Origin of the sequence: Streptomyces sp. NPDC093260 (assembly GCF_040683715.1) — a bacterium.
GTDB lineage: Bacteria > Actinomycetota > Actinomycetes > Streptomycetales > Streptomycetaceae > Streptomyces > Streptomyces sennicomposti.
In genome coordinates, this window is the sequence record NZ_JBFBEK010000018.1 from 91,940 (window position 1) to 117,085 (window position 25,146).

The window sequence follows — 25,146 nt, forward strand, 5'->3', positions numbered from 1 at the left end:
GGTCACACAGCACTTCCGGTGACCGGGTGGAGGGGGCAGGATGAGCAGGTTGACGGCACTGAGTGCCGCCGATAGGCCCAATGGTCGACCCCGAGTGCACTCTCCTGAGCCAAATGGGGGATGGTAGAGACAGTCAGGGCACCTCGAAGATGAGGCACTACGTCGGTGAGGGAAGACGTGAGCGACAACTCTGTAGTACTGCGGTACGACGGCAACGAGTACACCTACCCGGTGATCGACAGCACCGTCGGCGACAAGGGCTTCGACATCGGGAAGCTGCGCGCCCAGACCGGTCTGGTGACTCTGGACAGCGGCTACGGCAACACCGCCGCCTACAAATCCGCCGTCACCTATCTCGACGGCGAGCAGGGCATCCTCCGGTACCGCGGCTACCCCATCGAGCAGCTGGCCGAGCGCTCCACCTTCCTGGAGGTGGCCTACCTGCTGATCAACGGTGAGCTGCCGACCGTCGACGAGCTGACCACGTTCAAGAACGAGATCACGCAGCACACCCTGCTGCACGAGGACGTCAAGAACTTCTACAAGGGCTTCCCGCGCGACGCCCACCCGATGGCGATGCTGTCCTCGGTCGTCTCGGCGCTGTCCACCTTCTACCAGGACAGCCACAACCCGTTCGACGAGAAGCAGCGCAACCTCTCCACCATCCGCCTGCTCGCCAAGCTTCCGACGATCGCGGCGTACGCCTACAAGAAGTCGATCGGTCACCCGTTCGTCTACCCGCGCAACGACCTCGGTTACGTCGAGAACTTCCTGCGCATGACCTTCTCGGTCCCCGCCCAGGAGTTCGAGCTGGACCCGGTCGTCGTCTCGGCGCTGGACAAGCTGCTCATCCTGCACGCGGACCACGAGCAGAACTGTTCGACCTCCACGGTCCGCCTGGTCGGCTCCTCCCAGGCCAACATGTTCGCGTCGATCTCGGCCGGCATCAACGCCCTGTGGGGCCCGCTGCACGGCGGCGCCAACCAGTCGGTGCTGGAGATGCTGGAAGGCATCCGCGACTCGGGCAACGACGTCGACACCTTCATCCGCAAGGTGAAGAACAAGGAGGACGGCGTCCGCCTGATGGGCTTCGGCCACCGGGTCTACAAGAACTTCGACCCGCGCGCCAAGATCATCAAGGCCGCCGCGCACGACGTGCTCTCCGCGCTGGGCAAGGAGGACGAGCTCCTCGACATCGCCCTGAAGCTGGAGGAGCACGCGCTCTCCGACGACTACTTCGTCGAGCGCAAGCTCTACCCGAACGTCGACTTCTACACCGGCCTGATCTACCGGGCCATGGGCTTCCCGACCGAGATGTTCACGGTCCTGTTCGCCCTCGGCCGGCTGCCGGGCTGGATCGCCCAGTGGCACGAGATGATCAAGGAGCCGGGCTCCCGCATCGGCCGCCCGCGTCAGATCTACACCGGCGTGGTCGAGCGCGACTTCGTCCCGGTCGAGGAGCGCTGACGGGCGTAGTGCCCGCGCGTCCAGGGTCGTGGCCCTGGACGTGACGGCTTCCGGGGCCCCGTGTCCGCCGCCCGGCGGGTGCGGGGCCTTCGTACGTGCGCGTACGGAAGACCGCCGCCTGTACGTACAAGTGTTCGAGGTAAGCGGAAGGCGCCCCGGCGCGCCGGTCCCCCCACGGGCCGACGGCCAGGGCGCCTTCCCATGTCCCGGTGCGGATTCCCCCCACGGGATCCGGCCGGGCGTCTGTGAGACCAGCGCCTGAACCGCTGTGAGCAGACGAGCGGAACCCGTCGTACTCCTGTACTGCCTACTGCTGTGCGATCTGCCGGGACAGCGCACTTCCGGGAGGGCCGCTCAAAGCTTCCCGGTGTACGTGCCCCGGCGACGCTCCCCCAAGCTCTCAACTCCGTTCGAGCAGGGGATACCCCCATCCGAGGAAGTCCCCCAAGACAACCCCGGACTGCCAGTCAGCGCCCCCCAAGACGCTTCCTGACATCGCCAAACTTAGACCTTCGAAGCCCTTCGATGGTTACCTTCACATCACTGTGATCTGTGTCTCCTGCATATGTCCCTTAGGTGCGCAAGAGACCGGTTATGGCGATCAAGACCCAAGCGTAAGGAAGATGCGCGAGCCTTGTGAAGAGCTTATGTGAGGCTCGCTCATGTCTCTAGGGGGACTCTTACTTCCGTTCGGCTGCTTCCGTTCGGCCCGCGACGGTGGTCCCGGCGGGCCCGCGACGGCCCGCATCCGTCAGCGGAAGGTGCGCAGCCGGAGGCTGTTGGTCACCACGAACACCGAGGAGAACGCCATCGCCGCCCCCGCGATCATCGGGTTGAGCAGCCCGGCGGCGGCCAGGGGCAGCGCGGCCACGTTGTAGCCGAAGGCCCACACGAGGTTGCCCTTGATCGTGGCGAGCGTCCGCCGCGACAGCCGGATGGCGTCGGCCGCCACCCGCAGGTCCCCGCGCACCAGCGTCAGGTCGCCGGCCTCGATCGCCGCGTCCGTGCCCGTGCCCATCGCCAGCCCCAGATCGGCGGTGGCGAGCGCGGCCGCGTCGTTGACGCCGTCGCCGACCATCGCGACCGTACGGCCCTCGGCCTTCAGCCGCTCCACGGCCGCGACCTTCTCCTCGGGCAGCACCTCGGCGATCACGTCGTCCACGGCGATCCCGACCGCGCGGGCCACCGACTCGGCGACCGCCCAGTTGTCACCGGTCAGCAGGACCGGCCGCAGCCCCAGCGCCCGCAGCTGCCCGACGGCCTCCGCGCTGGTCTCCTTGACCGCGTCCGCGACGGCGACGACGCCCCGCGCCGCACCGTCCCAGCCGATCACGACGGCCGTACGGCCCGCCGCCTCGGCCTCCCGGCGGGCCCGCGCCACGTCCTCGCGCAGCTCCTCGAACAGCCGCCCGACGGCGACCTCGCGGCCCTCCACACGCCCGCGTACGCCCCTCCCGGGGACGTTCTCGAACTGCTCGACCCCCGGCAGCGCGCCGACCCGCTCCTGCGCGCCGGCCGCGATCGCGCGGGCGACCGGGTGCTCGGAGGCGTGCTCCAGGGCGCCCGCGAGCCGCAGCAGCTCCTTCTCGTCGGCGCCCTCGGCCGCGTACACCTCCTGGAGGGTCATCCGGCCGGTGGTGACGGTGCCCGTCTTGTCCAGGACGACGGTGTCGACGCGGCGGGTGGACTCCAGGACCTCGGGGCCCTTGATGAGGATGCCGAGCTGCGCGCCCCGGCCGGTGCCGACCATCAGCGCGGTCGGCGTGGCCAGTCCCAGGGCGCACGGGCAGGCGATGATCAGCACCGCCACGGCGGCGGTGAACGCGGCCGTCACGTCGCCGGTGGCCGACAGCCAGGCCAGCAGCGTGCCGACCGCGATCACCAGGACCACCGGCACGAACACGGCCGAGATGCGGTCGGCGAGACGCTGTACCTGCGCCTTGCCGTTCTGCGCGTCCTCCACCAGCTTCGCCATCCGGGCGAGCTGGGTGTCGGCGCCGACCCGGGTGGCCTCGACCACCAGCCGGCCGCCCGCGTTGACGGTGGCGCCGGTGACCGCGTCGCCCACGCTCACGTCCACCGGCACGGACTCGCCGGTCAGCATCGAGGCGTCGAGCGCCGAGGTGCCCTCGACGACCGTGCCGTCGGTGGCGACCTTCTCGCCGGGCCGCACGACGAACCGGTCGCCCACGGTCAGCGCCGACACCGGGACGCGCACCTCGCGCCCGTCCCGCAGCACCGCCACGTCCTTGGCGCCCAGCTCCAGCAGCGCCCGCAGCGCGGCGCCCGCCCGCCGCTTGGAGCGGGCCTCCAGATAGCGGCCCAGCAGGATGAAGGCCACCACGCCGGAGGCGACCTCCAGATAGATCGTGGAGGCGGCGTCCATCCGCGACACGGTGAGGCGGAACTCGTCCCGCATGCCGGGCATGCCCGCGTCCCCGAGGAACAGCGCCCACAGCGACCAGCCGAAGGCGGCGAGGGTGCCGACCGAGACGAGGGTGTCCATGGTGGCCGCGCCGTGCCGGGCGTTGGTGAGGGCGGCCCGGTGGAAGGGCAGCGCGCCCCAGACGACGACCGGCGCGGCCAGCGTCAGTGCGAGCCACTGCCAGTTGTCGAACTGGAGTGCCGGGATCATGGAGAGCAGGATCACCGGGACGGCCAGCAGCGCGGAGACGGTCAGACGCTGGCGCAGCGAGGCGAGTTCCGGGTCCGAGGCGTCCGAGGCGGGCACCGCCTCGCCCGGTATGCCGGCGCTCTCCGGCCCGGGGGCGGGTGGAGGCGGTTCCTCGGCGGTGTACCCCGTCCTCACCACGGTGGCGATCAGATCGGCGACCTGTACGCCCGGGGGGTAGGCGACCTTCGCCTTCTCGGTGGCGAAGTTCACCGTGGCGGTGACGCCGTCCATCCGGTTGAGCTTCTTCTCGACGCGGGCCGCGCAGGAGGCGCAGGTCATCCCGCCGATGAGCAGTTCGACCTCGGACGTCCGCGGGGCCGGGGCCGAGGCCGTCGCCGTGCTGCTGCCGCTGGTGGTGGTACTGGTCATGTCCGTACTCCAGATGACGGACCGGGTCGTACAGAGCCAGTATCAGCTGGTCGATACGGCCCGGTGTCGAGAGGTGCCTCTTGGTCGGGGCGCGGCGCGGGCCGCCCGGGGCGCGGTGCGCCTCAGGCGCGGCCGACCAGCTCGAAGCCCGCCTCGTCCACGGCCGCGCGCACCGCCTCGTCCTCCAGCGGGGCGGCGGAGACGACGGTGACCTCACCGGTCGAGGCGACGGCCTTCACCGAGCTGACGCCGGCCAGTTCGGAGATCTCGGCGGAGACGGAGCCCTCGCAGTGTCCACAGCTCATGCCGCTCACCTTGTAGACGGTGGTGACGGTCTCCGGGGTCTCGGTCTGGGCGGTCATAACGCTCTCCTCGTCGTGACGTGTGGGGTCGACGTGGCCCACGGGGGCTCACATCAACCAGACTATACCCCTAGGGGGTATCAGGCAAAGGAGCGGAGAGGCGAGCGCGGACCGGGCGGGACGTCACCGGGGGACGGCGTCCCGGCGCCTCCCGGCAGCGTCCGGCTACCCCGCGCGAGCAGCGTCGCACGGGTCACGCCCCGCCCCGCGACGATCCGCCCGCGGCATGCCGGGGACGCACAGGAGTGCGAAGGCGAACCACTGACCGGGCGCCACCGGAACGGAGCCCGCCGCCCACAGCCGCGCGGCGCCCGGGACCGAGGCCGTCACCACCAGCCCGTCCGGCGCCCGAGGACGCGGCCGCCCGGTCCGGCGGCGGGGGCGGACCCCCCGGCCGGCCGCCGCGCTAGCGTTCCCTCCCGGAGGACTCCCCCCGGACCCCGGGGGAGTGACGGCACGAGAAAGCCGAGGTGGCGGTGATGCGCGCGGTGGTGTTCGAAGGATTCGGGGAGCCGGCCGAGGTCCGCGAGGTGCCGCGCCCCGAACCCGCCGACCACGGCGTGGTCGTACGCGTCGAGGCGACCGGCCTCTGCCGCAGCGACTGGCACGCCTGGCAGGGCCACGACCCGGACGTCGCCCTCCCGCACGTCCCCGGCCACGAGCTTGCCGGCGTCGTGGAGGAGGCCGGCCCCCGGGTCACCCGCTGGCGCCCGGGCGACCGCGTCACCGCACCGTTCGTCTGCGCCTGCGGCGCCTGCCCGGCGTGCGCGGCCGGCGACCAGCAGGTGTGCGAACGGCAGACCCAGCCCGGCTTCACGCACTGGGGCTCCTTCGCCCAGTACGTCGCGCTCGACCACGCCGACGTCAACCTCGTCGCCGTTCCCGCCGGCCTCTCCTTCGCGACCGCCGCCTCCCTCGGCTGCCGGTTCGCCACCGCCTACCGCGCGGTGGTCCAGCAGGGCAGGGTCGCGGCCGGCGAGTGGGTCGCCGTGCACGGCTGCGGCGGCGTCGGCCTGTCCGCGGTGATGATCGCGGCGGCGGCCGGCGCGCGGGTCGTCGCGGTGGACGTGTCGCCGAAGGCGCTGGAGCTGGCCGAACGCTTCGGCGCGACCCGGTGCGTCGACGCGTCGGCGACGCCGGCCCCCACGGCCCGGGCCTCCACGGCACCGGCCCCCACGGCCCCGGACACCGCCGCGGCGGTCCGCGAGGCGACCGACGGCGGCGCCCATCTCTCCCTGGACGCCCTCGGCTCGCCCGCCACCTGCGCCGCCTCGGTGAACGGCCTGCGCCGCCGCGGCCGGCACGTCCAGGTCGGACTGCTGCCCTCCGCGACCGGTACGACGCCGGTCCCGATGGCCCGGGCCATCGCGCTGGAGCTGGAACTCCTCGGCAGCCACGGCATGGCCGCGCACGCCTACCCGGAGCTGCTGCGCCTGGTCGCGGCGGGTGCCCTGCGCCCCGATCTGCTGGTCACCTCCACCGTCCCGCTGGCGGCGGCCCCCGGCGCGCTCGCCGCGATGGGCACGGCGCCCGGCGCCGGGGTCACCGTCATCGAACCGTGGAGCTGACCGTGGGCCTGACCGCCGTGGCGGACCCGCGGCAGTCTCACCCGCCTCTCCGTCCCCGGTTCCCGGGCCGCGCGGCGACCCAGGCGCGGACGGTGTCGGCGTACCAGTAGGGGCGGCCGCCCTCCACATGGTCCGGCGGCGGCAGCAGCCCGTGCTTGCGGTACGACCGCACGGTGTCCGGCTGGACCCGGATGTGCGCGGCGATCTCCTTGTACGACCAGAGCCTTCGGTCGGTCATGTGCGTGTACCTCCCAGTGCCCGGCGAACGAACCGGTCCGGGCGGTGGCATGGTCCGTCGCGCGGGTGTGACGCGGGGGCCGCACGACTGAGACATCTGTGACAGGAGAGTTGCGCAACGGTGTCACCGGGGCGGTCGTCCGAATGTCCGGACAATCCATTGACAGGGCCGACACGCCCGCACTAGAACCGGGAGAGCCACACATACATACGTTCGCCGCCCGCATCGGCGAGTGGAGCACGCCGTCGGCGCGCGGGCGGTTGTACGGTGCAGGTACATGACGCACGGAGCACGCGGAGTTCCAAACCCCGGGCGGTGAGCGCACGTTGAGCCGACGCACCAAGGCGCTCGGCGCCGCCCGGCCACCGATCGCCTCCGGCGCGGGAGGCCGCTTCGCCCTGGCAGGAGCGAAGTGCGAGCGCCGACTCCCCGCCCGCTACGGCCCCGCGCCGGAGGTCCCGCGCCGCCCCACCCGGCACCCCCGGCCCCGCACCGCCCCCGACACGCGCACGCCCCCTCCCGCCCCCGCACCGCCCCCCGGCGGACACTCCCTCATGTGTCTACAGGGACGCCGAAACCGCAGACACAGTGTCGGGCGCGCCCGGCGCACGGTCCTGGTGGGATGGACACGTGACCGGGGTCGTGGTCCAGGAGGTCGCGACCCGGTCACGTGAGCTGCACGAACGGCACGTCTCGACCCGTCGCCGCCATCTGTGAAGGAGTTACCGGGCATGACGAAGATCGTCAACCACTGGATCGGCGGGAAGACCGTCGAAGGCGCCTCGGGGACGTACGGGCCGGTGACGGACCCGGCGACCGGCGCGGTCACCACCAAGGTGGCCTTCGCCTCGGTCGACGAGGTGGACGCGGCCGTGGCCGCCGCCAAGGACGCGTACACCGCCTGGGGCCGGTCCTCGCTGGCGCAGCGCACCTCGGTCCTGTTCAAGTTCCGCGCGCTGCTGGACGCCCACCGCGACGAGATCGCCGAGCTGATCACCGCCGAGCACGGCAAGGTGCACTCCGACGCCCTCGGCGAGGTCGCGCGGGGCCTGGAGATCGTCGACCTGGCCTGCGGCATCACCGTGCAGCTCAAGGGCGAGCTGTCGACGCAGGTGGCGAGCCGGGTGGACGTGGCCTCGATCCGCCAGCCGCTCGGCGTGGTCGCCGGCATCACGCCGTTCAACTTCCCGGCGATGGTCCCGATGTGGATGTTCCCGATCGCCATCGCCTGCGGCAACACGTTCGTGCTGAAGCCGAGCGAGAAGGACCCCTCGGCGTCGGTCAGGCTCGCCGAGCTGCTGGCCGAGGCCGGGCTGCCCGACGGCGTGTTCAACGTCGTGCACGGCGACAAGGTGGCGGTGGACCGCCTCCTGGAGCACCCCGACGTCAAGGCGGTCTCCTTCGTCGGCTCCACCCCGATCGCCCGCCACATCCACACGACTGCCGCCGCCAACGGCAAGCGGGTGCAGGCGCTGGGCGGCGCCAAGAACCACATGCTGGTGCTGCCGGACGCCGACCTGGACGCGGCGGCCGACGCGGCGGTCTCGGCGGCCTACGGCTCGGCGGGCGAGCGCTGCATGGCGATCTCGGCCGTCGTGGCGGTCGGCGCGATCGCCGACGAGCTGGTGGACAAGATCCGCGAGCGCGCCGAGAAGATCAAGATCGGGCCCGGCAACGACCCGGCCTCCGAGATGGGCCCGCTGATCACCGCCGCCCACCGCGACAAGGTCGCCTCCTACGTCAAGAACGCCGCCGACGAGGGCTGCGAGGTCGTCCTGGACGGCACCGGCTACACCGTGGAGGGCCACGAGGACGGCCACTGGATCGGCCTGTCCCTGCTCGACCGGGTGCCGACCACCGCGAAGGCGTACCAGGACGAGATCTTCGGCCCGGTGCTGTGCGTGCTGCGCGCGGACACCTACGAGGAGGGCCTGGCCCTCATCAACGCCTCGCCGTTCGGCAACGGCACCGCGATCTTCACCCGCGACGGCGGCGCGGCCCGCCGCTTCCAGCTGGAGGTGGAGGCCGGCATGGTCGGCGTGAACGTGCCGATCCCGGTGCCGGTCGGCTACCACTCCTTCGGCGGCTGGAAGGACTCGCTCTTCGGCGACCACCACATCTACGGCAACGACGGCACGCACTTCTACACGCGCGGCAAGGTCGTCACCACCCGCTGGCCCGACCCCTCCGAGGCCCCGGCCGGCGTGGACCTGGGCTTCCCCCGCAACCACTGACGCCCCCGCTCCCCGTACGGCCCGTAGTGCCCCGCCCGACGACCGCCGGCGCGGGGCACACGCGCGTGAACCGAGGTCCCGGGCCGTGCCCGCACCGCCCGCCCTCGCCGCTCGCCCTCGCGTCACGCCCGCGCGGTCATGGACACCGTCGCCGCGGGTTCACCCGGGGTGGCCGACGGTGACGCCACCGCCCGCAGCGGCCGTCCGCTATCCGGACGGCCGCAACTTTTTTTGCCCGCCCGCCTGCGTTTCCCGTGCTTAGGGGATGAAACGGATGGCGGAGGCGTGAACATCGGTTCACCTTCGAAAGCAAGGTCACACTTCTGCGGGGCTTGATGAATGCCCTGGCATGGTCGCGACGCCTGCGAAAACGAGACCATACTGCGCAGCTCGCACCTGCGGATTCCGAAGGTGAACAGCCATTGACGTGACGGTTTTCGTCGGGGTTCCATGCTGGCGCCGGGAGCGGACGAAAAAGACGACGACCGTACGAGCGAAGCCGCCGGAGGCGATAGCGCTCCCGAGCCCCCATCACCTGTTGCACGAGTCGATCGGAACCGCCGTATGACCGACACGCTCCGCCCTGTCGAGAACGCCGTCGCCGAGGCGACCGGCAGTCCCACGGGGACCACGGACCACCCCAGGCAGCTCAAGCGCTCCATCGGGGTCGTCGGCGGCACGCTCCTCACGCTCTCGTGCGTGACGCCCGCCTCCACGCTCTTCGTGGTGGTGCCCGATCTGTTCGGCAGCCTCGGCACCGCGACCGCCCTCACCATCGCCATCGGCTCGCTGCTCTGTATCGCCGTGGCGTTCTGCTACTCGGAGCTGGGCACCCTCATCCCCAGCGCGGGCGGCGAGTACGCCATGGTCTCCACGATGGCCGGGCGGCTGGCGGGCTGGCTGGTCTTCGTGCTCTCCCTGCTGGTCGTCATGATCGTGCCCCCGGTGATCGCGATGGGCACCGCCGACTACCTCGCGCCGATCGTCCACCTCGACCCGGCGATGACCGGCGCCGGAGTGATGCTCCTGGCCACCCTCGCCGGTCTGCTGGACCTGCGCGCCAACGCCTGGATCACCGGCATCTTCCTGGTCCTGGAGGTCATCGCGGCCGGCGTGGTCGCCCTGCTGGGCTTCGCCCACAGCCAGCGCGGCGTCGGCAGCCTGGTCCACCTCCAGGTCGCCGACTCCGCCGGGCACACCGACCCGGTCACCGCGATGCTCGTCATCTCCGGGCTCGCCATCGCGCTCTTCGCGACCCAGGGCTTCTCGACCGCCGTCTACCTCTCCGAGGAGCTGGAGAACCCGCGCCGCAACGTCGCCCGCACGGTGCTGGCCACCCTCGCCATCTCCTCCGTGGTCATCCTCGTGCCGGTCGTCGCCATCACCATGGGCGCCTCCGACCTGAAGGAGCTGACCGGCGGCGACCTCAGCTCGATGGTGACCGCCTGGTCCAACTCCGCGGTCGGCACCTTCGTCAGCCTCTGCGTGGCCCTCGCCATCATCAACGCCGGCATCGTCATGGTCATCCAGAACTCCCGCGTGCTGTTCGCCTCCGCCCGCGACAAGGCCTGGCCCGCCCCCGTCAACAACGTCTTCTCCAAGCTCGGCCGGTTCGGCTCCCCCTGGGTGGCCACCCTCGCGGTCGGCGTCCCCGGCGCCGCCCTCTGCTTCGTCAACCTGGACACGCTCTACGGCGTCACCGGCGTCTCGGTGACCGGCATGTACATCCTGGTCGCGGTCGCCGCCCTGCTGTGCCGCCGCGGCGACCACAAGCACACCGCCGCCTGGCGCATGCCGCTGTGGCCCGCCGTGCCGGTCCTGCTGATCGTGGTCCTGGTGTACGTCCTCACCCAGCAGGAGGTCGGCTACCTGCTGTGGACCGGCGGCATCACCGCCGTCGCCACCCTCTACTGGGCCTTCTACCTCCGCCCGCGTCGCGACACGCGCTGGCTGGTCTCCGTCCCCGTGGACGAGCAGGCGTAACCCGGCGACTCCCCCGAAGCCGGGCCGCCCTGCCCGGCGAAGGCCCCCCACACCGAGTGGGGGGCTTCGCCGGGCCCGCCCGGCCCGCCGGCGTACCGCCCCGGCTACCACGGGCGCGGTACGCCGCCCGGCGGCCGTACTCCCGCAGGAGGGGACGCGGGTCGGCCCCACGGCGGCATCGGTTGTCGGCGGCGGCCCGTACCGTTGAGGCATGGATCTTCGAAGGCTGCTGACGCGGCCCCGGCGGTGGCTCGCCGCCGGGGCCGCCGTCGTCGTGCTCGCCGGGGCCGGCACCTGGACGGCGGTCGCCTCCGACGACCCGCCCGCCGTGCACCGCTCCGACCGGACGATCGCCACCGGCGCGGGCGTACGCCTGGACACCTCGTACTTCACCCCCGCCGGATCCGGCCGCCACCCCGCCGTCCTCCTCGGGCACGGCTTCGGCGGCAGCAAGGACGACGTCCGGCAGCAGGCCGAGGACCTCGCCCGCGACGGGTACGCGGTGCTGACCTGGTCGGCGCGCGGTTTCGGCAGGTCCACCGGCAAGATCGGGCTGAACGACCCGAAGGGCGAGGTCGCCGACGTCTCGCGGCTGATCGACTGGCTCGCCCGGCAGCCCCAGGTCCGCCTCGACAAGCCCGGCGACCCGCGCGTGGGCGTCGCCGGCGCCTCCTACGGCGGCGCGATCGCCCTGCTCGCCGCCGGACACGACCACCGCGTCGACGCCGTCGCCCCCGCGATCACCTACTGGAACCTCGCCGACGCCCTCTTCCCGAACGGCGTCTTCAAGAAGCTCTGGACCGGCGTCTTCATCAACTCCGGCGGCGGCTGCGCCCGCTTCGAACCCGAGCTGTGCCGGATGTACCAGCGCGTCGCCGAGTCCGGCCGCCCCGACCCCGAGGCGCGTGCCCTCCTCCAGGCCCGCTCCCCGGCCGCCGTCGCCGACCGCATCAAGGCGCCCACCCTGCTCGTCCAGGGCCAGACCGACTCGCTCTTCCCGCTCGCCCAGGCCGACCAGGCCCAGAGGGCCATCAAGGCCAACGGCGCGCCCGTGGACGTCGACTGGATCTCCGGCGGGCACGACGGCGGCGACCTGGAGAGCGACCGGGTCCATAGCCGGGTGACGGCCTGGTTCGACCGGTATCTCAAGGGCGACCGGGACGCGGACACCGGCCCCGCCTTCCGGGTCACCCGCACCGGCGGCGTCGACTCCACCGACGGCGCGGCCCTGCTGCGCGGCGCGAGCGCCGACGCCTACCCGGGCCTCGCGAGCACCCCGCACACCATCGCCCTGACCGGCCGCGCCCAGCGCATCGAGAACCCGGCCGGCGCCAGTCCGCCCGCCGTCTCCTCCCTGCCCGGCCTCGGCTCCGCCGCCGGATCGCTCACCCAGCTCTCCGCGCTCGGCGTCGGCGTCGCCCTCGACTTCCCCGGCCAGTACGCCAAGTTCGACTCGGCCCCGGTCGGCCGCGACCTGCGCGTCACCGGCTCCCCGACCGTCACCGTGCACGTCGCCTCCACCAGCGACGACGCCGTGCTCTTCGCCAAGCTGTACGACGTCGGACCCGGCGAGGCGCGGCCGGTGCTGCCCGCCCAGCTGGTCGACCCGGTGCGCGTCGAGGGCGCCAAGGCCGGCAAGGACGTCGCCCTCACCCTCCCCGCGATCGACCACGAGGTGCAGAAGGGCCACCGCCTCCGCCTCGTCCTCGCCTCCACCGACCTCGCCTACGCCTCCCCGGCCACCCCGGCGACGTACACCGTCTCCCTCAAGAGCGCCCTGACCGTGCCGACCGCGCCCGGCGTGACCACCGCGGCGGCCCCGCTGCCCGCCTGGGTGTGGTGGCTGCCGGCCGCCGGCGCCGTCGTGGCGGCCGCCCTGCTGCTCACCGCCCGCCGCCGCACCACGGCCCCCGCCCCCGACCCCGCGCTCGCCGGGGTCCCCCTCCAGATCACCGGCCTCAGCAAGCGCTACGCCAAGTCCACCGACCGGTACGCGGTCCGCGACCTGTCCTTCCGCGTCGAACAGGGCCAGGTCCTCGGCCTGCTCGGACCCAACGGCGCCGGCAAGACCACCACCCTGCGCATGCTGATGGGCCTGATCCGGCCCGACGAGGGCGAGATCCGCGTCTTCGGCCACGCCGTCCGGCCCGGCGCGCCCGTCCTCTCCCGCGTCGGCGCCTTCGTCGAGGGCGCCGGCTTCCTGCCCCACCTGTCCGGCCGGGAGAACCTGGAACTGTACTGGCGGGCCACCGGACGGCCGCCCGAGGACGCCCACCTGGACGAGGCCCTGGAGATCGCCGGCCTCGGCGAGGCACTCGCCCGCGCCGTGCGCACCTACTCGCAGGGCATGCGCCAGCGCCTGGCCATCGCCCAGGCCATGCTCGGACTGCCCGACCTGCTCATCCTGGACGAGCCGACCAACGGCCTCGACCCGCCGCAGATCCGCGAGATGCGCGAGGTGATGATCCGCTACGCGGCCGGCGGCCGCACCGTGATCGTCTCCAGCCATCTGCTGGCCGAGGTCGAGCAGTCCTGCACCCACCTCGTCGTCATGGACCGCGGCCGGCTGGTGCAGGCGGGCCCCGTGCGCGACATCATCGGCTCCGGGGACACCCTGCTCGTCGGCACCGCCACACCCGTGGAGGAGCCCGTGGCGGAGAAGGTGGCCGCGCTGTCCGGCGTCGCCTCCGCGGTCCGCACCGAGGACGGCCTCCTGGTCCGCCTGGAGCCCGGCGGCACCCCGCAGGCGCTCGTCGCCGAGCTGGTGCGGCTCGATGTGCCCGTCGCCTCCGTCGGCCCGCACCGCCGCCTGGAGGACGCCTTCCTCACCCTGATCGGAGGTTCCGCGTGAGCACGCTCACCGAGCCCGTGGAGACCGCCTCCGGCTACCGCGCGGGCCGCACCCTGCCGCTGCGCGTCGAACTGGCCCGCCAGCTGGGGCGCCGCCGCACGCTGATCATGGCCGGCATCCTCGCCGCGCTGCCCTTCGTGCTGGTCGCCGCCTTCGCCATCGGCGGCGACCCCGGCGGCCGCAACAACCAGGTCACGCTGATGGACACGGCCACCGCCTCCGGCGCCAACTTCGCCGCGGTCAACCTGTTCGTCTCGGCGGGCTTCCTGCTGGTGATCCCGGTCGCGCTGTTCTGCGGGGACACCGTCGCCTCCGAGGCGAGCTGGTCCTCGCTGCGCTATCTGCTCGCCGCGCCCGTGCCCCGGGCCCGGCTGCTGTGGTCCAAGCTGGCCGTCGGGCTCGGGCTGAGCCTGGCCGCGATGGTGCTGCTGCCGGTGGTGGCGCTCGCCGTCGGAACCGCCGCCTACGGCTGGGGGCCGCTGCGCATCCCCACCGGCGGCGCGCTCGACGCGGGCACCGCCGCCGGGCGGCTCGTGGTGGTGGTGGCGTACCTCTTCGTCTCCCAGCTGGTCACCGCCGCGCTGGCGTTCTGGCTGTCCACGAAGACGGACGCGCCGCTGGGCGCGGTGGGCGGCGCGGTCGGTCTGACCATCGTGGGCAATGTGCTGGACGCCGTCACCGCCCTCGGCCACTGGCGGCACTTCCTGCCCGCGCACTGGCAGTTCGCCTGGGCCGACGCCGTACAGCCGCGTCCGGAGTGGTCCGGGATGATCCAGGGGGCGGCGATCTCCGTCACCTACGCACTGGTGTTCCTCGCCCTGGCGTTCCGCGGATTCGCCCGCAAGGACGTGGTGTCCTGAAGTACGGGGGCCGGCGGTCAGTCCGACGCCGGTCACGCGGTCCAATTGGGTGAACCTGCGCCACCAATTCCCCGGTGTCGGGTTGAAGAAGCAGTAGGGCATGCGGCGCTACGAGAACTCGGTCTCCCGGTTCCAGGGCCGGCTCTCCCCATTCTTCACACAGGAAGACACCACATTGCGACAGACCCTGAGCAGGGGAGTGTTCGCGGCGGCCGCCGCCGCCACGGGCATTCTGTCCCTGTCCGGCACCTCCGCCTTCGCCGACTCCACGGCCAACGGCACCAGCAGCGACTCGCCCGGCGTCCTGTCCGGCAACACCGTGCAGGTCCCGGTCGAGGTGGAGGCGAACGTCTGCGGCAACACCGTCAACGGTGTCGCCGCGCTCAACAGCTCGTTCGGCAACACCTGCGAGAACGGCCGCGAGACGACCCCGTCGGCCAAGCCCACCCCGGCGCCCCCGCGCGCCGAGACGCCCAAGCCCGCGCCGCCGGTCCGGTACACCCCGCCGGCCGTCGTCCCGCACGAGCCGCCGCAGCTCGCCGAGACCGGTAGCGGCAAGGAGACGCTGGCGGCCGGCGCGGTGAGCGTGGCGCTGATCGCGGGCGGCGCGATGCTGTACCGCCGCGGTCGCGCCGCGGCGGCCCGCTAGCCGGCGGCCCCGCCGGACGACCGCCCCCCGCGGGGGGCGGCCCCGGCGCGGCGTCCGGCCGCGACATCAGGGTCACCCGAGTACGCCCCGCGTACTCGGGTGACCCTTTCTCGTTCCGCGCCCCGCCCCGGCCCGAGTCGTACGGGAGACGGCTCGGGCCGGGGCCCACCGGGAGGCGCCCGGCGGGGGCGTCAGTGGCGTACCGGCGCCGGGACCGCGGTGCGGCTGCCGCCCGGCCCGGGCACGGCCACGCTCGCCGGCGCCGCCCGCAGCCGCCGCCGCACCCCGCGCACCAGCGCCGACGCCGTGAACGTCGCGCCCTGCACGAACCTCATCGCCGGACCGAAGCCCGACGCGGTCACCAGCCCGGCGAGGAACAGCCCCGGGTGCGAGGACTCGAAGTCGTGCCCCACCTCCGGAGAGCCGTCCGGCAGCGCGGCCAGCGTCCCGCGCAGCTCGGCGGCGAGCATCCCGAACCGGTCGCAGCTCGTCCGGAACCCGGTCGCCGCGATCACATGCTCGGTCTCCACCGTGCACACCGTGCCGTCCACGCGCACCGTCTCCAGCCGCAGGCCGCCGCCCGCCGCACGGGCAGAGGCGATCTCGTGGCCCGGCAGCAGCTCCACCGCCCGCTCCACCCGGTCCCGCACCCACCAGGCGCCCGCCGGTCCCAGCGCGGTGGCCGCGATCCGGGCCCGGGTGGGCTCCGGCAGCCGCCGGAAGAGGTTCGGGCGCTCGGAGTAGAACCAGTTGCGCCAGCCGGGACCCAGCCCGCTGTGCGGCGAGCGCGCCGACTGCCACCAGGGCCGTTCCAGCACCGGCGGCAGATCGTTCCAGCGCAGTTCCCCGGCCCGGGCCAGCACCCGGGAGCGTGAGCCCTGTTCGGCCAGCAGCGCCGCCGTCTCCAGGGCCGCCTGGCCGCCGCCGACCACCGTGACGTCCATTCCCCGGAAGCGGGTCAGGTCGCTGTGGTCGCTGCTGTGCGTCACCAGCGAGGGCCGCAGCGCGCGCAGTACCGGCGGCACCTCCACGAACGGCATCACACCGACCGCCAGCGCCACCGTCCGCGCCTGCACCGCCTGCCCGTCCTCGGTGACCACGGTGAACCCACCGGGGCCGGAGGAGATCCGCACCACCGTGCGCTCGTCCACCCCGGGTACGGCGTTGCGCGCGAACCACAGTCCGTACGCCGCGAACGTCTCCACCGGCATCGGCTCGGCGTGCCGGGCCGTCATCCCGCGTTCGGCGCAGTACGCGTCCAGCCGCCAGCGGCCCGCCGGATCGGACAGGTTCGACGCCCACGGCTCCGACTTCAGGAGCATGCCGCGCGGCATGTGGTCGCGCCAGGACGCCATGGGCCGGCCGAACACGCGCAGGTTCAGCCCGGCGGCCGCGGCGTGGGAGGCGATCGAGAGGCCGTACGGGCCCGCGCCCACCACCACAAGGTCGTACTTCATCGACTGCTCGCTTTCTCGTTGTCGGTCACGGAGGTTCCGGAGGACACGGGGACCACGGCGGACCCGGAGGTCCTGGAGCCCGGGGAGTGGAGGAAGGGCAGGGACGACGGGGACGACCCGGGCGTCGGGACGGGCGGCCCGGAGGACGGCCGCCCCCCGGGGACCACGGCGGAGTCCGCCGCGGGGTCCGTCCCTGAACCCGCCGCGGGGTCCGCCCCGGGACCCGCGGCGCAAGTCGCCCCGGAACCGGCCGCGGCGACCCGCCGCGACCCCGCCGCACCGGCCGCCGTCGCCCGTAGCCGCTGCCCCAGCCGCCGGGAGACGTGCCGGCCCCACAGACCGCACATCGCCCACCCGGGCATCCGGTCGTCCGGCGCGTACCAGGCCAGTTCGCGTCCGGTCGGGGCCGCCCGCAGCGCGGCCAGCGGCGCGTAGTTCTCCACCACGAACTCCCGCCCGGACCGGGGCAGCCCGTCCGGCACCGGACGCCCCGTCAGGTCCAGGTGCAGGGCGCGTACGACGTCCACCCCCGCGCCGTCCTCGAACAGCCGGAACTGCGCGCCGGGGCGCGGGTTGAAGTCGAGCAGGTGGTAGCGGCCCGTCAATCCGCAGCGGCGGAAGTCCAGGTCGAGGACGCCCCGGTAGCCCAGCTCGCCGACGAGCCGCTCGGTCAGCTCCCTGAGCTGCGGGTTGGGCGTCCAGCGGCCCACCGCCGTCAGCCCCGCGCCGCGCGGCCAGGCCGACTGCTTGCGGCCCGGGCCGCCCGCCCGCACCGCGCCGGAGCGGTCGGCGTAGCCGTGGAAGAACCAGTCCCGGTCCCGGCCCGGCGGCAGATACGCCTGGAACAGCAGCCGGCTGCCCGCTTCCTCGGTGCGCGCGTACAGTGCGCGGGCCTGGCGTTCGGAGCGCACCAGCACCGTGCTGCGCAGACCGCTGCCGACCGGCAGCAGCCAGGGGCGGCTCCACTTGGCCACCGCCGGAAGGCCGAGCCGCCGTACGTCGGCGGCGGCCCGCGCGGCGCTGTCCGGGACCAGCGTCAGCGGGTGCGGGACGCCGGCGGCGGCGCACACGGCGGCCAGTTCCGCCTTGTCGGCGACGCGTTCGGCCAGCGCGCCCGGCAGTTCGGGCAGCAGATAGGAGGCGGCGAGGCCGTCGCGCGACCGGGCCGCGGCGATGGCGCCGGCGTCGTCCATCGGGACCAGCACGGCGGGCCGCCCGATCCGGCCGGCCACCTGGTGCAGCACGGCGCGGACGGCGTCGGGGGAGGCGTCCGGCGGCGGGGTGTGCGCGCGGTGGACGAAACGCGACCGGTGCACGGGGCTCCCCACCGTGTCGGCGACGACGTGCACCTCCACTCCCGCCCGGCCGAGGGAGCGCACGGCGCCGAGCGTTCCATGGTGAAAGGGGTTCCGGTCGATCCGCAGCACTACTGCGGGAACGCGGGTGTCGAGCAGCGGCACGAATTCTCTTCTCTCGGGTCTTCTCGGGGGCTTCCAGGGGAGTTCTCGGGGTTTTCTCGGGGCTTCCCGGGGGCTTGTGCGTGTTTCTCGGGGGGGATCTCTTCGTCGTGTCGTCGTGTCGTCGGATTCGGCTCACCCGTACGGGTCAGCCGGGTACTCGAAAGCCATGACGGCGGTGGCGCCTTCGGCTTGGGTATGCCTCACTTCATATGACTGGCCGTCAATATGGGGAACGCAGAGGGAAGTCCGGACAGCAGTGAGGAAGGGAGCAGGAATGGCAGCCGAGCAGAGGCGGACGCGGGTCCGCCGGCTGGCCGTGGGCGCGGCGGCGGTCGCGCTGGCCACCCTGGCGTGCGGTCCCGCGAGGGGGGTGGAGGCGGTGCGGGCCGCCGATCCCCGGGCGCCGGCACCGACCCCGCCGGTGCCCGTCCCGACCGCCCCGGCCGCCGCCGTCCAGACACCGGGGACGACCGTCCCGGCCGGGGCGCAGGCGGTCGCGCCCACCGTCCCGGCGGTCCCCGCTTCGCCGGCCGCCACCGCAGCGGGCGTCGCCCAGACGACCGCTCACGGCGTTCCCCCGGCGGCCGACCCGAGCGCCGTCGCTCCGGCGGCCGTCCCCGCCGCCCCCGTGCTCACGCCGCCCGCGCCCACACCGCCGGTCGGCGTCGCGGCCGTACCGACCGTGCCGCCCGTGCAGGTCCCGGCCTTCGGCGCCTTCCTCGCCTCCGACTCCCGCGGGGTGGCCCGGATGCCGCAGCTCAGCCGCTGGCTGGGCGGCGCCGAACTGCGCGTCGGCCACACCTATCTGCCCGGCGGCCACTGGAGCGACATCGAGGGCGCGCCCGGCTTCCTGGAGGCGTGGGCGCGCTGGCGCAACGAGAAGCCCGACCGGATGCTCGTCCTCAACGTGCCCCTCCAGGAGCGCAACGAGGCGGGCGTCTCCGACGACGAGGTCAGACGGCTGCTGCGGCAGGGCGCGGCCGGCGAGTTCGACCACCACTTCCGCGCCCTGGCCGAACGGCTGGTCGAGCTGAAGGCCGAGGACACGGTCCTCGTGCTCGGCTGGGAGATGAACGGCACCACCTACACCCACCGCTGCGGACCGGACCCGGAGTCCTGGAAGAAGTACTGGAACCGGATCGTCACCACGATGCGCTCGGTGCCGGGCCAGAAGTTCCGGTTCGATTTCGCGCCGAACCGGGGCCGGGACGCCGTTCCCTGGACCGAGTGCTACCCGGGTGACGACACCGTCGACATCATGGGCATGGATTCCTACGACCAGCCCACCGGAATCTCCTTCGACGAGCAGATCAGGGAACCGTACGGACTCCAGGCCCAGGTGGATTTCGCGAAGGCCCACGGAAAGCCGGTCTCCTACCCCGAATGGGGGCTCTTCCGCAACGGCGACAACGCCGAGTACATGCGGCGCATGCTGGCCTGGATGGACGAGCACAAGCCGCTCTACAACACGCTGACGGACTACTGCCCGCACGGCGTGTGGCAGTGCTCGGCCAATCCCCGGGCGTCCCAGGTCTACCGGTCGGTCCTTTTCGGCCGGGCCGACGAGCCGGCCCCCACCCCGACCGAGCCCCAGACCCAGGCGCCCGCACCGCAGCCGACCGGGCCCGCCGCACCGGCGTCCCCGAAGGACTGCTCGCCGGTCGACCTCGGCAGCTGGGTGGAGTACTGGCTCGGCGGCAAGCTCTGCGTCCGCTTCGACTGGTGGCCGCAGGGCGGGTAGCGCATCGCCGTGTCCGGCCCCGGACACGGCTCCGGTTCCGTGTCCGGCCCCGGCCGCCGGGCACACCGGCCTCACCGCTCTCCCCGCGCGTCGCCGGCGGCCGGGCCGGGCACGGCGGGGGCGGTGGCGGGGACGGGCCGGGCGAGGGCGGGCGCAGGCCCGTCGCCGGCCGTGCCGTCCGTGCCGGTCCGCCGGGGCCGGGCCAGCAGCGCCAGCCCGCACAGCAGCCCGCCCGCGCTGGCGCCCACCAGGGCGGTCACTTGCGTGGACGTGGAGGTCGGCTCGGTGGGCCGGACCGCCCGGGAGAACTGCACGAGCCGCACCTGGGTGCTGTCCTCGGCGGCGTTCGCCTGCGCGGCCAGCGCCCGGGCGACCGCGTTGGCCATGTCGGCGGCGCGCGCGGGCCGCGCCGAGGTGGCGGAGACGGCGACCATCGGGGCGTCCGGCGAGGTCTCCGCGCGCACGGCGCGCTGGAGCGTGCGCACCGGCACGCCCGCCTGCTGCTGCGCGCCCGCGAGCACCGCGGGCTGGGTGGCGACGCGGCCGTAGGCCTGCGCGAAACCGAGGGCGGAGTTCGCCTCGGCCTTCTTGGCCGGCACGGCGACGAGATAGCTGGTGGCCGTGTACGCCGGCGGGGTCAGCCAGCCGTACGCCGCCCCGAACAGCCCCCCGGCGAGGGCCCCGGCCGCGAGCACGGCCCAGGACGGCAAGCGCCTGACCCGCGCGAGCGAGGAACGCACCGACCGACCCGAGCCGCCCACCGGCGCACCGCCGACCCGCCCGGCCCGGGCGGCCGTCACCGCGGCCTCACCCTGCGCGGCGGGGGCCGCAGCGGCGTCGCCCGTGGCCGTCTCGCCCTCGCCGTCCTTGCCCTGGGCGCCGACCGTGGCGCCGGACTTGCCACTGGACGCTCCGCCCGCGCCGGACGCTCGGCCCGCACCGGACGCGCCGTCAGCCGGACCGGACGCGGCGCTGTCACCAGGGGCCGTCACGGCGGCCTCACGCTGCGCGGCGGGGGCCGCAGCGGCGTCGTCCGTGGCCGTCTCGCCCTCGCCGCCCCTGCCCTGGGCGCCGAGCGTGGCGCCGGTCCCACCGCCGGCCGCGCCGTCGGGCGCGGCGCTCGCAGCGGACTTGCCGCCGGGGGCGGACGCCGCGGCGGAATCGCCCCCAGGGGCGGACGCCGTGCCCGCCTCGCCGTCGGGAGTGGTCGGCGCGCTGTGCGCGGCCTGCGCGGGGTCGGTCATGACGGGCTTGTTCTTCGTGGTGGTCACGACGGGGTTGCTCCCAGGGATGAGGGGGACGACGGGCTGGAGACGGCTGCCGCGTACACGTCCATCAGCCGGGCCGCGCTGCGGGCGATGCTGTAGCGGTGCGCGGCCTGCGGTGCGGTGCGCGGCCCCGGCCCGGCCGCGCGGGCCTCGGCGATCGCACGGGCGTACGCCTCCGCGCCGCCGCGCACCTGGCGGGCGCCGGCCGCGGCCGGGCGCGGCAGGTCCTCGACGGCCGGGCAGGAGCCGTAGCGCACGGGCAGGCCGCAGGCCAGCGCCTCCACGACGGCCAGGCCGAAGGCCTCGTCCTCGGAGGGGGCCGCGAGCAGGTCCATCGCACAGGTGAGCGAGGGCAGATCGGGGCCGGGGGAGCCGTCGGGGAGGCCGGGGCGCTCGCCGGTGAACAGCACCCGCCCGGCGACCCCGGCCCCGTGGGCTGCGCGGCGCAGGACGTGCTCCTCGGGACCGCCGCCCACCAGCAGCAACCAGCAGTCGTCCGGGAGCAGCGCGAGGGCGCGGATCAGGACGTCGAACCGCTTGCCCGGGGCCAGCCGCCCGACGCCGCCGACGACGTACGCGCCCGCCGGCAGGCCGAGACGGCGGCGGGTGCGCTCACGGCGCGCCGGGTCGAAGCGGAAGCGGTCGAGGTCGATGCCGTTGGGGATGACCTCGATGCGCGGCGCGGGCACGCCCCAGCGCTCCAGCCGGTCGGCGACCGTGGGGGAGACGGCGACCGTGGCCGAGCCGAGCCGTTCGCTGGCGAGGTACAGCGCGCGCACCCCCGCGGTGAGCCTGCGGCCCTCCATCTGGGTGTCGCCGAGGGAGTGCTCGGTGGCGACGACGGCCCGCACCCCGGCCAGGCGCGCGGCGAGCCGGCCGTAGACGCAGGCCCGGTACAGATGGGTGTGGACGAGGTCGTAGCGGCCGGTGCGGATCACCCGGACCAGGCGGGGCAGCGCGGCCAGGTCGCGGTTGCCGCGCATGCCGAGGTGGACGACGCGCACCCCGTCGGCGGTCAGGCCCTCGGCGACCGCGCCCGGCTGGGTGAGCGTCACCACGTCGCAGTCGACGGGCAGATGGCGCAGCAGCAGCCGCAACTGCTGCTCGGCGCCGCCGACGCCGAGGCCGGTGATGACGTGCAGGGCCCTGGCCGGGGCGGAGGGCGCGCGTGTGGTCATCTACAGCCCCTCCACCGGGCGTCGGCGCAGCCGGTGCAGCCGCAGCTTGAGGAACAGCCGCAGGGCCGTGTCGCCCTGCCCGACGTGGGCGCGCGGCAGGGCGTACGGGCCGGTCAGCGGGCCGGGGTCGATGGCGCAGGCGTAGGAGTAGCCGGCCTCCCGTACGGCCCCGGCGACGCGGGCGTCGACGGTGCCGTAGGGGTAGCAGAAGCCCTCGGTGCGCACGCCGGTCAGCTCGGTGAGCCGGTCGCGGCTCTCGGCTACCTCGGCGCGCAGGGTGCGGTCGTCGGCGCGGGTCAGGTCGACGTGGGTCAGCCCGTGCGAGCCGATCTCGACGCCCTCGGCGGCGGCGTGCCGGATGCCGTCCGCGGCCAGCAGCTGCTTGCGTGGGCCGAGCGGGTCCCAGGCGTTGTCGCCGCCGAGCCGGCCGGGCAGCACGAACAGGGTGGCGCGGCAGCCCCAGCGGCGCAGCAGCGGCAGCGCGCCGGTGACGAAGTCGGCGTACCCGTCGTCGAAGGTGAGCCCGACCAGTCCGCGGGCCTCACCCCGTGCGCGGGCGGCGAGCAGCTCGCCCATGGACACACCGCGCAGTCTGCGCCGGCGCAGCCACGCCAGCTGCCGCTCCAGCCGTTCGGGGGTGACCGTGACGCGGTACGGGTCGTGGGAGCAGTCGCCCACCGAGTGGTACATCGCCACCCACGGGAACGGCCCCTGGCGGGGAACGGGCACGGCGCCCGGGACGGCGGAATCAACGGTTGCGGCCATGTGCGAGCCTTCGTGTGACGGTGCGTACGGAGCGCAGGGCGGATGTGCGGCCCTGGGGTCCGCCCAGGGCGAGGGTGAGGGGGACGAAGACGGCGGTCACGGTCAGCAGGCCGGCCAGCAGACCGGCCGGCGCGGAGTCCGGGCGACCGGCGACGAACGCCCCGGCGACGGTGGCGACCACCGCGGCGCGCACCGGCCGGCTCAGCTCGGCCAGCACCTGCCGCAGATGGACGGACACGCCGTCGGCGGCGCTGCGGCGCCCCTTGCGCAGGCCGGTCAGGAGCAGGGCGGCGGTGACGGTGATGCCGAGGGCGTTGGCGGCGGCGATGCCCGCCACGCCGAACGGGCCCACGGCCGCGGCGCCGGCCCAGGAGGTGACGGCGATCCCCGCGGCCATCGCCGCGACCGGGTACCAGCGGGGCCGGCCGGCCGAGAAGTAGGAGCGGACCAGGGCGCCCACCAGGGTCTGACCGAGCAGCCCGAGGGCGTACACACGCATGACGGACGCCGTGGCGGCGGTGTCCGCGGCGGTGAACGCGCCGCGCTGGAAGAGCAGTTCGATCATCTGCGGGGCGCAGGCGATGACCGCGCACATGCCCAGCAGCACCAGCGCGGAGGCGAGCGCGACGTCCCGCTGGACGCGGGTGCGGGCGCGCTCGGTGTCGCCGTCGGCGAGGGCGCGCGCCACCACCGGGAAGGTGACGGTGCACAGCATCAGCGACAGCGTCATCGGGATCTGCGCGACCTTCTGCGCGTAGTTCAGGTGCGAGATCGCCCCGGCGGGCAGGGTGGAGGCGAGGAAGCGTTCGACGAGGACCTGCGACTGGCGGCACAGTGCGAACAGCAGCACGGCGGCGACCAGGGCGAGCTGCATCGGCCGCCCTTCCGCGTCCGTCCCGCCCGGGCGCGGCGCCGGTCTGCGGCTCGCCAGCTGCCGCCACAGGGAAGGCAGTTGCACGGCGACCATCAGACAGCCGCCGGCCGCGACGCCGACCGCCGCCGAGCGCACCCCCCAGGCGTCGCCGAGCAGGTACATCGCGGCGATGATGCCGGTGTTGTACGCCACGTAGATCGCGGCGGGCGCGAGGAAGCGGCGGTGGGCGCGCAGGGCCGCGCTGCAGTAGCCGGCCAGTCCGAAGGCGAGCACGCAGGTCGCGGTGAGCCGGGTGCAGTCGGCGGCGAGACGGGGATCGGGCAGGCCGGGCGCGAGGGCACGGACCAGCCAGGGCGCGCAGCCGGCCACCAGTGCGGCGACCGCGGCGAGGGCGAGGCACAGCCGGGGCAGGGTGTCGCCCACCAGAGCGCGCACCGGATCGCCCCCGGCGCCCTTGGCGCGGCGGGACAGCGCCATGCTGAACGCCGGGATCAGCACCAGTGCCAGGCCGTCCTCGATGAGCAGCGTGGAGGCGAACTCAGGGACGGTCCAGGCGACCAGGAAGGCGTCCGTGTCGCTGCCCGCGCCGAACAGCCGCGCCAGCGCCTGGTCGCGCACCAGGCCGAGCAGGGAACCGGCGATGGACAGCGACGCCGTGAGGAGTGCGGCGCGCGCGAGGAACCCCCGCGACGCCGCCCCCGCCTCGCCCCCGCCGGAACCGCCCTTGCGCGCGGGCGGCACGGCGGATTCGGCGCCGGGCGGGGGGAAGCCGGGGGCCGGGAGGCCCGGGGCGGGGATGTCGGGCGAGGTGGTGGTGCCGGGCGCGGGCGCGACGGACGGGCCCGGCCCGGGTGCGGCCCCGGGCGGGTTCGGGGCCGAGAGGTCGTCGGCGAACCCGAGGTCGAGGGGCGCGACCCCGGACTCGGCGACTCCGGCCCCGGACTTGGGGCCGCCTGCACCCGACGTGCGCCTCCCGGCGCGCGACTTCGACACTCCGGCACCCGACGTGCGCCTCCCGGCACCTGGCTTCGGTAATCCGGCTCCAGGCTTGGATGCCACGGCACCCGATTCGGGCACTCCGGCGCCCGGCCGGGTCGCCTCCACTCCGGACTTGGGCACTCCGGCGCCCGGCCCGGTCGGCACCGCGC

The 25,146-nt window shown here is 74.2% G+C and carries 17 protein-coding genes and 1 pseudogene; 9 read left to right on the top strand and 9 right to left on the bottom strand.

Going from position 1 to position 25,146, the window contains the following annotated elements; all coding sequences use genetic code 11:
• The first annotated feature begins 177 nt into the window (after positions 1-177).
• Positions 178-1,467 carry a citrate synthase gene (locus AB0N63_RS23010; RefSeq protein ID WP_009188691.1) on the top strand — a complete coding sequence of 430 codons (1,290 nt, stop codon included), beginning with the start codon at positions 178-180 and terminating at the stop codon, positions 1,465-1,467.
• 751 nt (positions 1,468-2,218) lie between these two features.
• Here AB0N63_RS23010 and AB0N63_RS23015 read toward each other — a convergent pair.
• Positions 2,219-4,510, bottom strand: coding sequence for a heavy metal translocating P-type ATPase (locus tag AB0N63_RS23015; RefSeq protein WP_365530958.1), 2,292 nt, complete (start codon positions 4,508-4,510; stop codon positions 2,219-2,221).
• 122 nt (positions 4,511-4,632) lie between these two features.
• Positions 4,633-4,872, bottom strand: a complete 240-nt coding sequence (locus tag AB0N63_RS23020; RefSeq protein ID WP_365530960.1) for a cation transporter — start codon at positions 4,870-4,872, stop codon at positions 4,633-4,635.
• A 479-nt stretch (positions 4,873-5,351) separates the two neighbouring features.
• Here AB0N63_RS23020 and AB0N63_RS23025 point away from each other — a divergent pair, with 479 nt between their 5' ends.
• The gene (locus AB0N63_RS23025; RefSeq protein WP_365530961.1) at positions 5,352-6,440 is read left to right on the top strand and encodes an alcohol dehydrogenase catalytic domain-containing protein; all 1,089 of its coding nucleotides are present in this window, start codon (positions 5,352-5,354) and stop codon (positions 6,438-6,440) included.
• 37 nt (positions 6,441-6,477) lie between these two features.
• Here AB0N63_RS23025 and AB0N63_RS23030 read toward each other — a convergent pair whose 3' ends face one another.
• Positions 6,478-6,678: a MerR family transcriptional regulator gene (locus AB0N63_RS23030; protein WP_019980480.1), complete on the bottom strand. Its 201-nt coding sequence runs from the start codon at positions 6,676-6,678 to the stop codon at positions 6,478-6,480.
• Positions 6,679-7,034: 356 nt separating this feature from the next.
• On the opposite strand from AB0N63_RS23030, the pseudogene AB0N63_RS23035 reads away from it, so the two are divergent.
• The 6 genes and pseudogenes from AB0N63_RS23035 to AB0N63_RS23060 all read left to right on the top strand — a co-directional run.
• Positions 7,035-7,139, top strand: a pseudogene (locus AB0N63_RS23035) (5-deoxy-glucuronate isomerase); the annotation flags it as partial.
• A 270-nt stretch (positions 7,140-7,409) separates the two neighbouring features.
• Complete coding sequence (gene mmsA / locus AB0N63_RS23040) at positions 7,410-8,912, top strand: CoA-acylating methylmalonate-semialdehyde dehydrogenase (protein WP_365530963.1); 1,503 nt, start codon at positions 7,410-7,412, stop codon at positions 8,910-8,912.
• A 564-nt stretch (positions 8,913-9,476) separates the two neighbouring features.
• Positions 9,477-10,895: an APC family permease gene (locus AB0N63_RS23045; protein ID WP_365530965.1), complete on the top strand. Its 1,419-nt coding sequence runs from the start codon at positions 9,477-9,479 to the stop codon at positions 10,893-10,895.
• 211 nt (positions 10,896-11,106) lie between these two features.
• Complete coding sequence (locus AB0N63_RS23050; RefSeq protein WP_365530967.1) at positions 11,107-13,746, top strand: CocE/NonD family hydrolase; 2,640 nt, start codon at positions 11,107-11,109, stop codon at positions 13,744-13,746.
• Complete coding sequence (locus AB0N63_RS23055; protein WP_365530969.1) at positions 13,743-14,606, top strand: ABC transporter permease; 864 nt, start codon at positions 13,743-13,745, stop codon at positions 14,604-14,606. Before AB0N63_RS23050 ends, AB0N63_RS23055 begins: the two co-directional genes overlap by 4 nt.
• A gap of 100 nt (positions 14,607-14,706) precedes the next feature.
• Complete coding sequence (locus AB0N63_RS23060) at positions 14,707-15,255, top strand: chaplin family protein (RefSeq protein ID WP_365530971.1); 549 nt, start codon at positions 14,707-14,709, stop codon at positions 15,253-15,255.
• Positions 15,256-15,446: 191 nt separating this feature from the next.
• On the opposite strand, the gene AB0N63_RS23065 is transcribed toward AB0N63_RS23060, so the two are convergent.
• Both AB0N63_RS23065 and AB0N63_RS23070 read right to left on the bottom strand, forming a co-directional pair.
• Positions 15,447-16,712, bottom strand: a complete 1,266-nt coding sequence (locus tag AB0N63_RS23065) for an NAD(P)-binding domain-containing protein (RefSeq protein ID WP_365530973.1) — start codon at positions 16,710-16,712, stop codon at positions 15,447-15,449.
• Complete coding sequence (locus AB0N63_RS23070; RefSeq protein ID WP_365530975.1) at positions 16,709-18,172, bottom strand: ATP-grasp domain-containing protein; 1,464 nt, start codon at positions 18,170-18,172, stop codon at positions 16,709-16,711. The genes AB0N63_RS23065 and AB0N63_RS23070 overlap by 4 nt, the downstream gene beginning before the upstream one ends.
• 274 nt (positions 18,173-18,446) lie before the next feature.
• Between AB0N63_RS23070 and AB0N63_RS23075 the strand changes: the two genes are divergently transcribed.
• Positions 18,447-19,913 carry a glycosyl hydrolase gene (locus AB0N63_RS23075; protein ID WP_365530977.1) on the top strand — a complete coding sequence of 489 codons (1,467 nt, stop codon included), beginning with the start codon at positions 18,447-18,449 and terminating at the stop codon, positions 19,911-19,913.
• Between the two features lie 71 nt (positions 19,914-19,984).
• Here AB0N63_RS23075 and AB0N63_RS23080 read toward each other — a convergent pair whose 3' ends face one another.
• The 4 genes from AB0N63_RS23080 to AB0N63_RS23095 all read right to left on the bottom strand — a co-directional run bounded on the left by AB0N63_RS23080 (position 19,985) and on the right by AB0N63_RS23095 (position 24,739).
• Complete coding sequence (locus tag AB0N63_RS23080) at positions 19,985-20,674, bottom strand: lipopolysaccharide biosynthesis protein (protein ID WP_365531064.1); 690 nt, start codon at positions 20,672-20,674, stop codon at positions 19,985-19,987.
• 506 nt (positions 20,675-21,180) lie between these two features.
• A complete protein-coding gene (locus AB0N63_RS23085; protein WP_365530979.1) occupies positions 21,181-22,359 on the bottom strand; it encodes a glycosyltransferase in 1,179 nt (392 codons plus the stop codon).
• Positions 22,360-23,124, bottom strand: coding sequence for a polysaccharide deacetylase family protein (locus AB0N63_RS23090; protein WP_365530981.1), 765 nt, complete (start codon positions 23,122-23,124; stop codon positions 22,360-22,362).
• Positions 23,108-24,739 (bottom strand): lipid II flippase MurJ, encoded by a 1,632-nt coding sequence (locus tag AB0N63_RS23095; RefSeq protein WP_365531066.1) that lies wholly within the window; start codon positions 24,737-24,739, stop codon positions 23,108-23,110. The genes AB0N63_RS23090 and AB0N63_RS23095 overlap by 17 nt, the downstream gene beginning before the upstream one ends.
• Positions 24,740-25,146 lie beyond the last annotated feature (407 nt).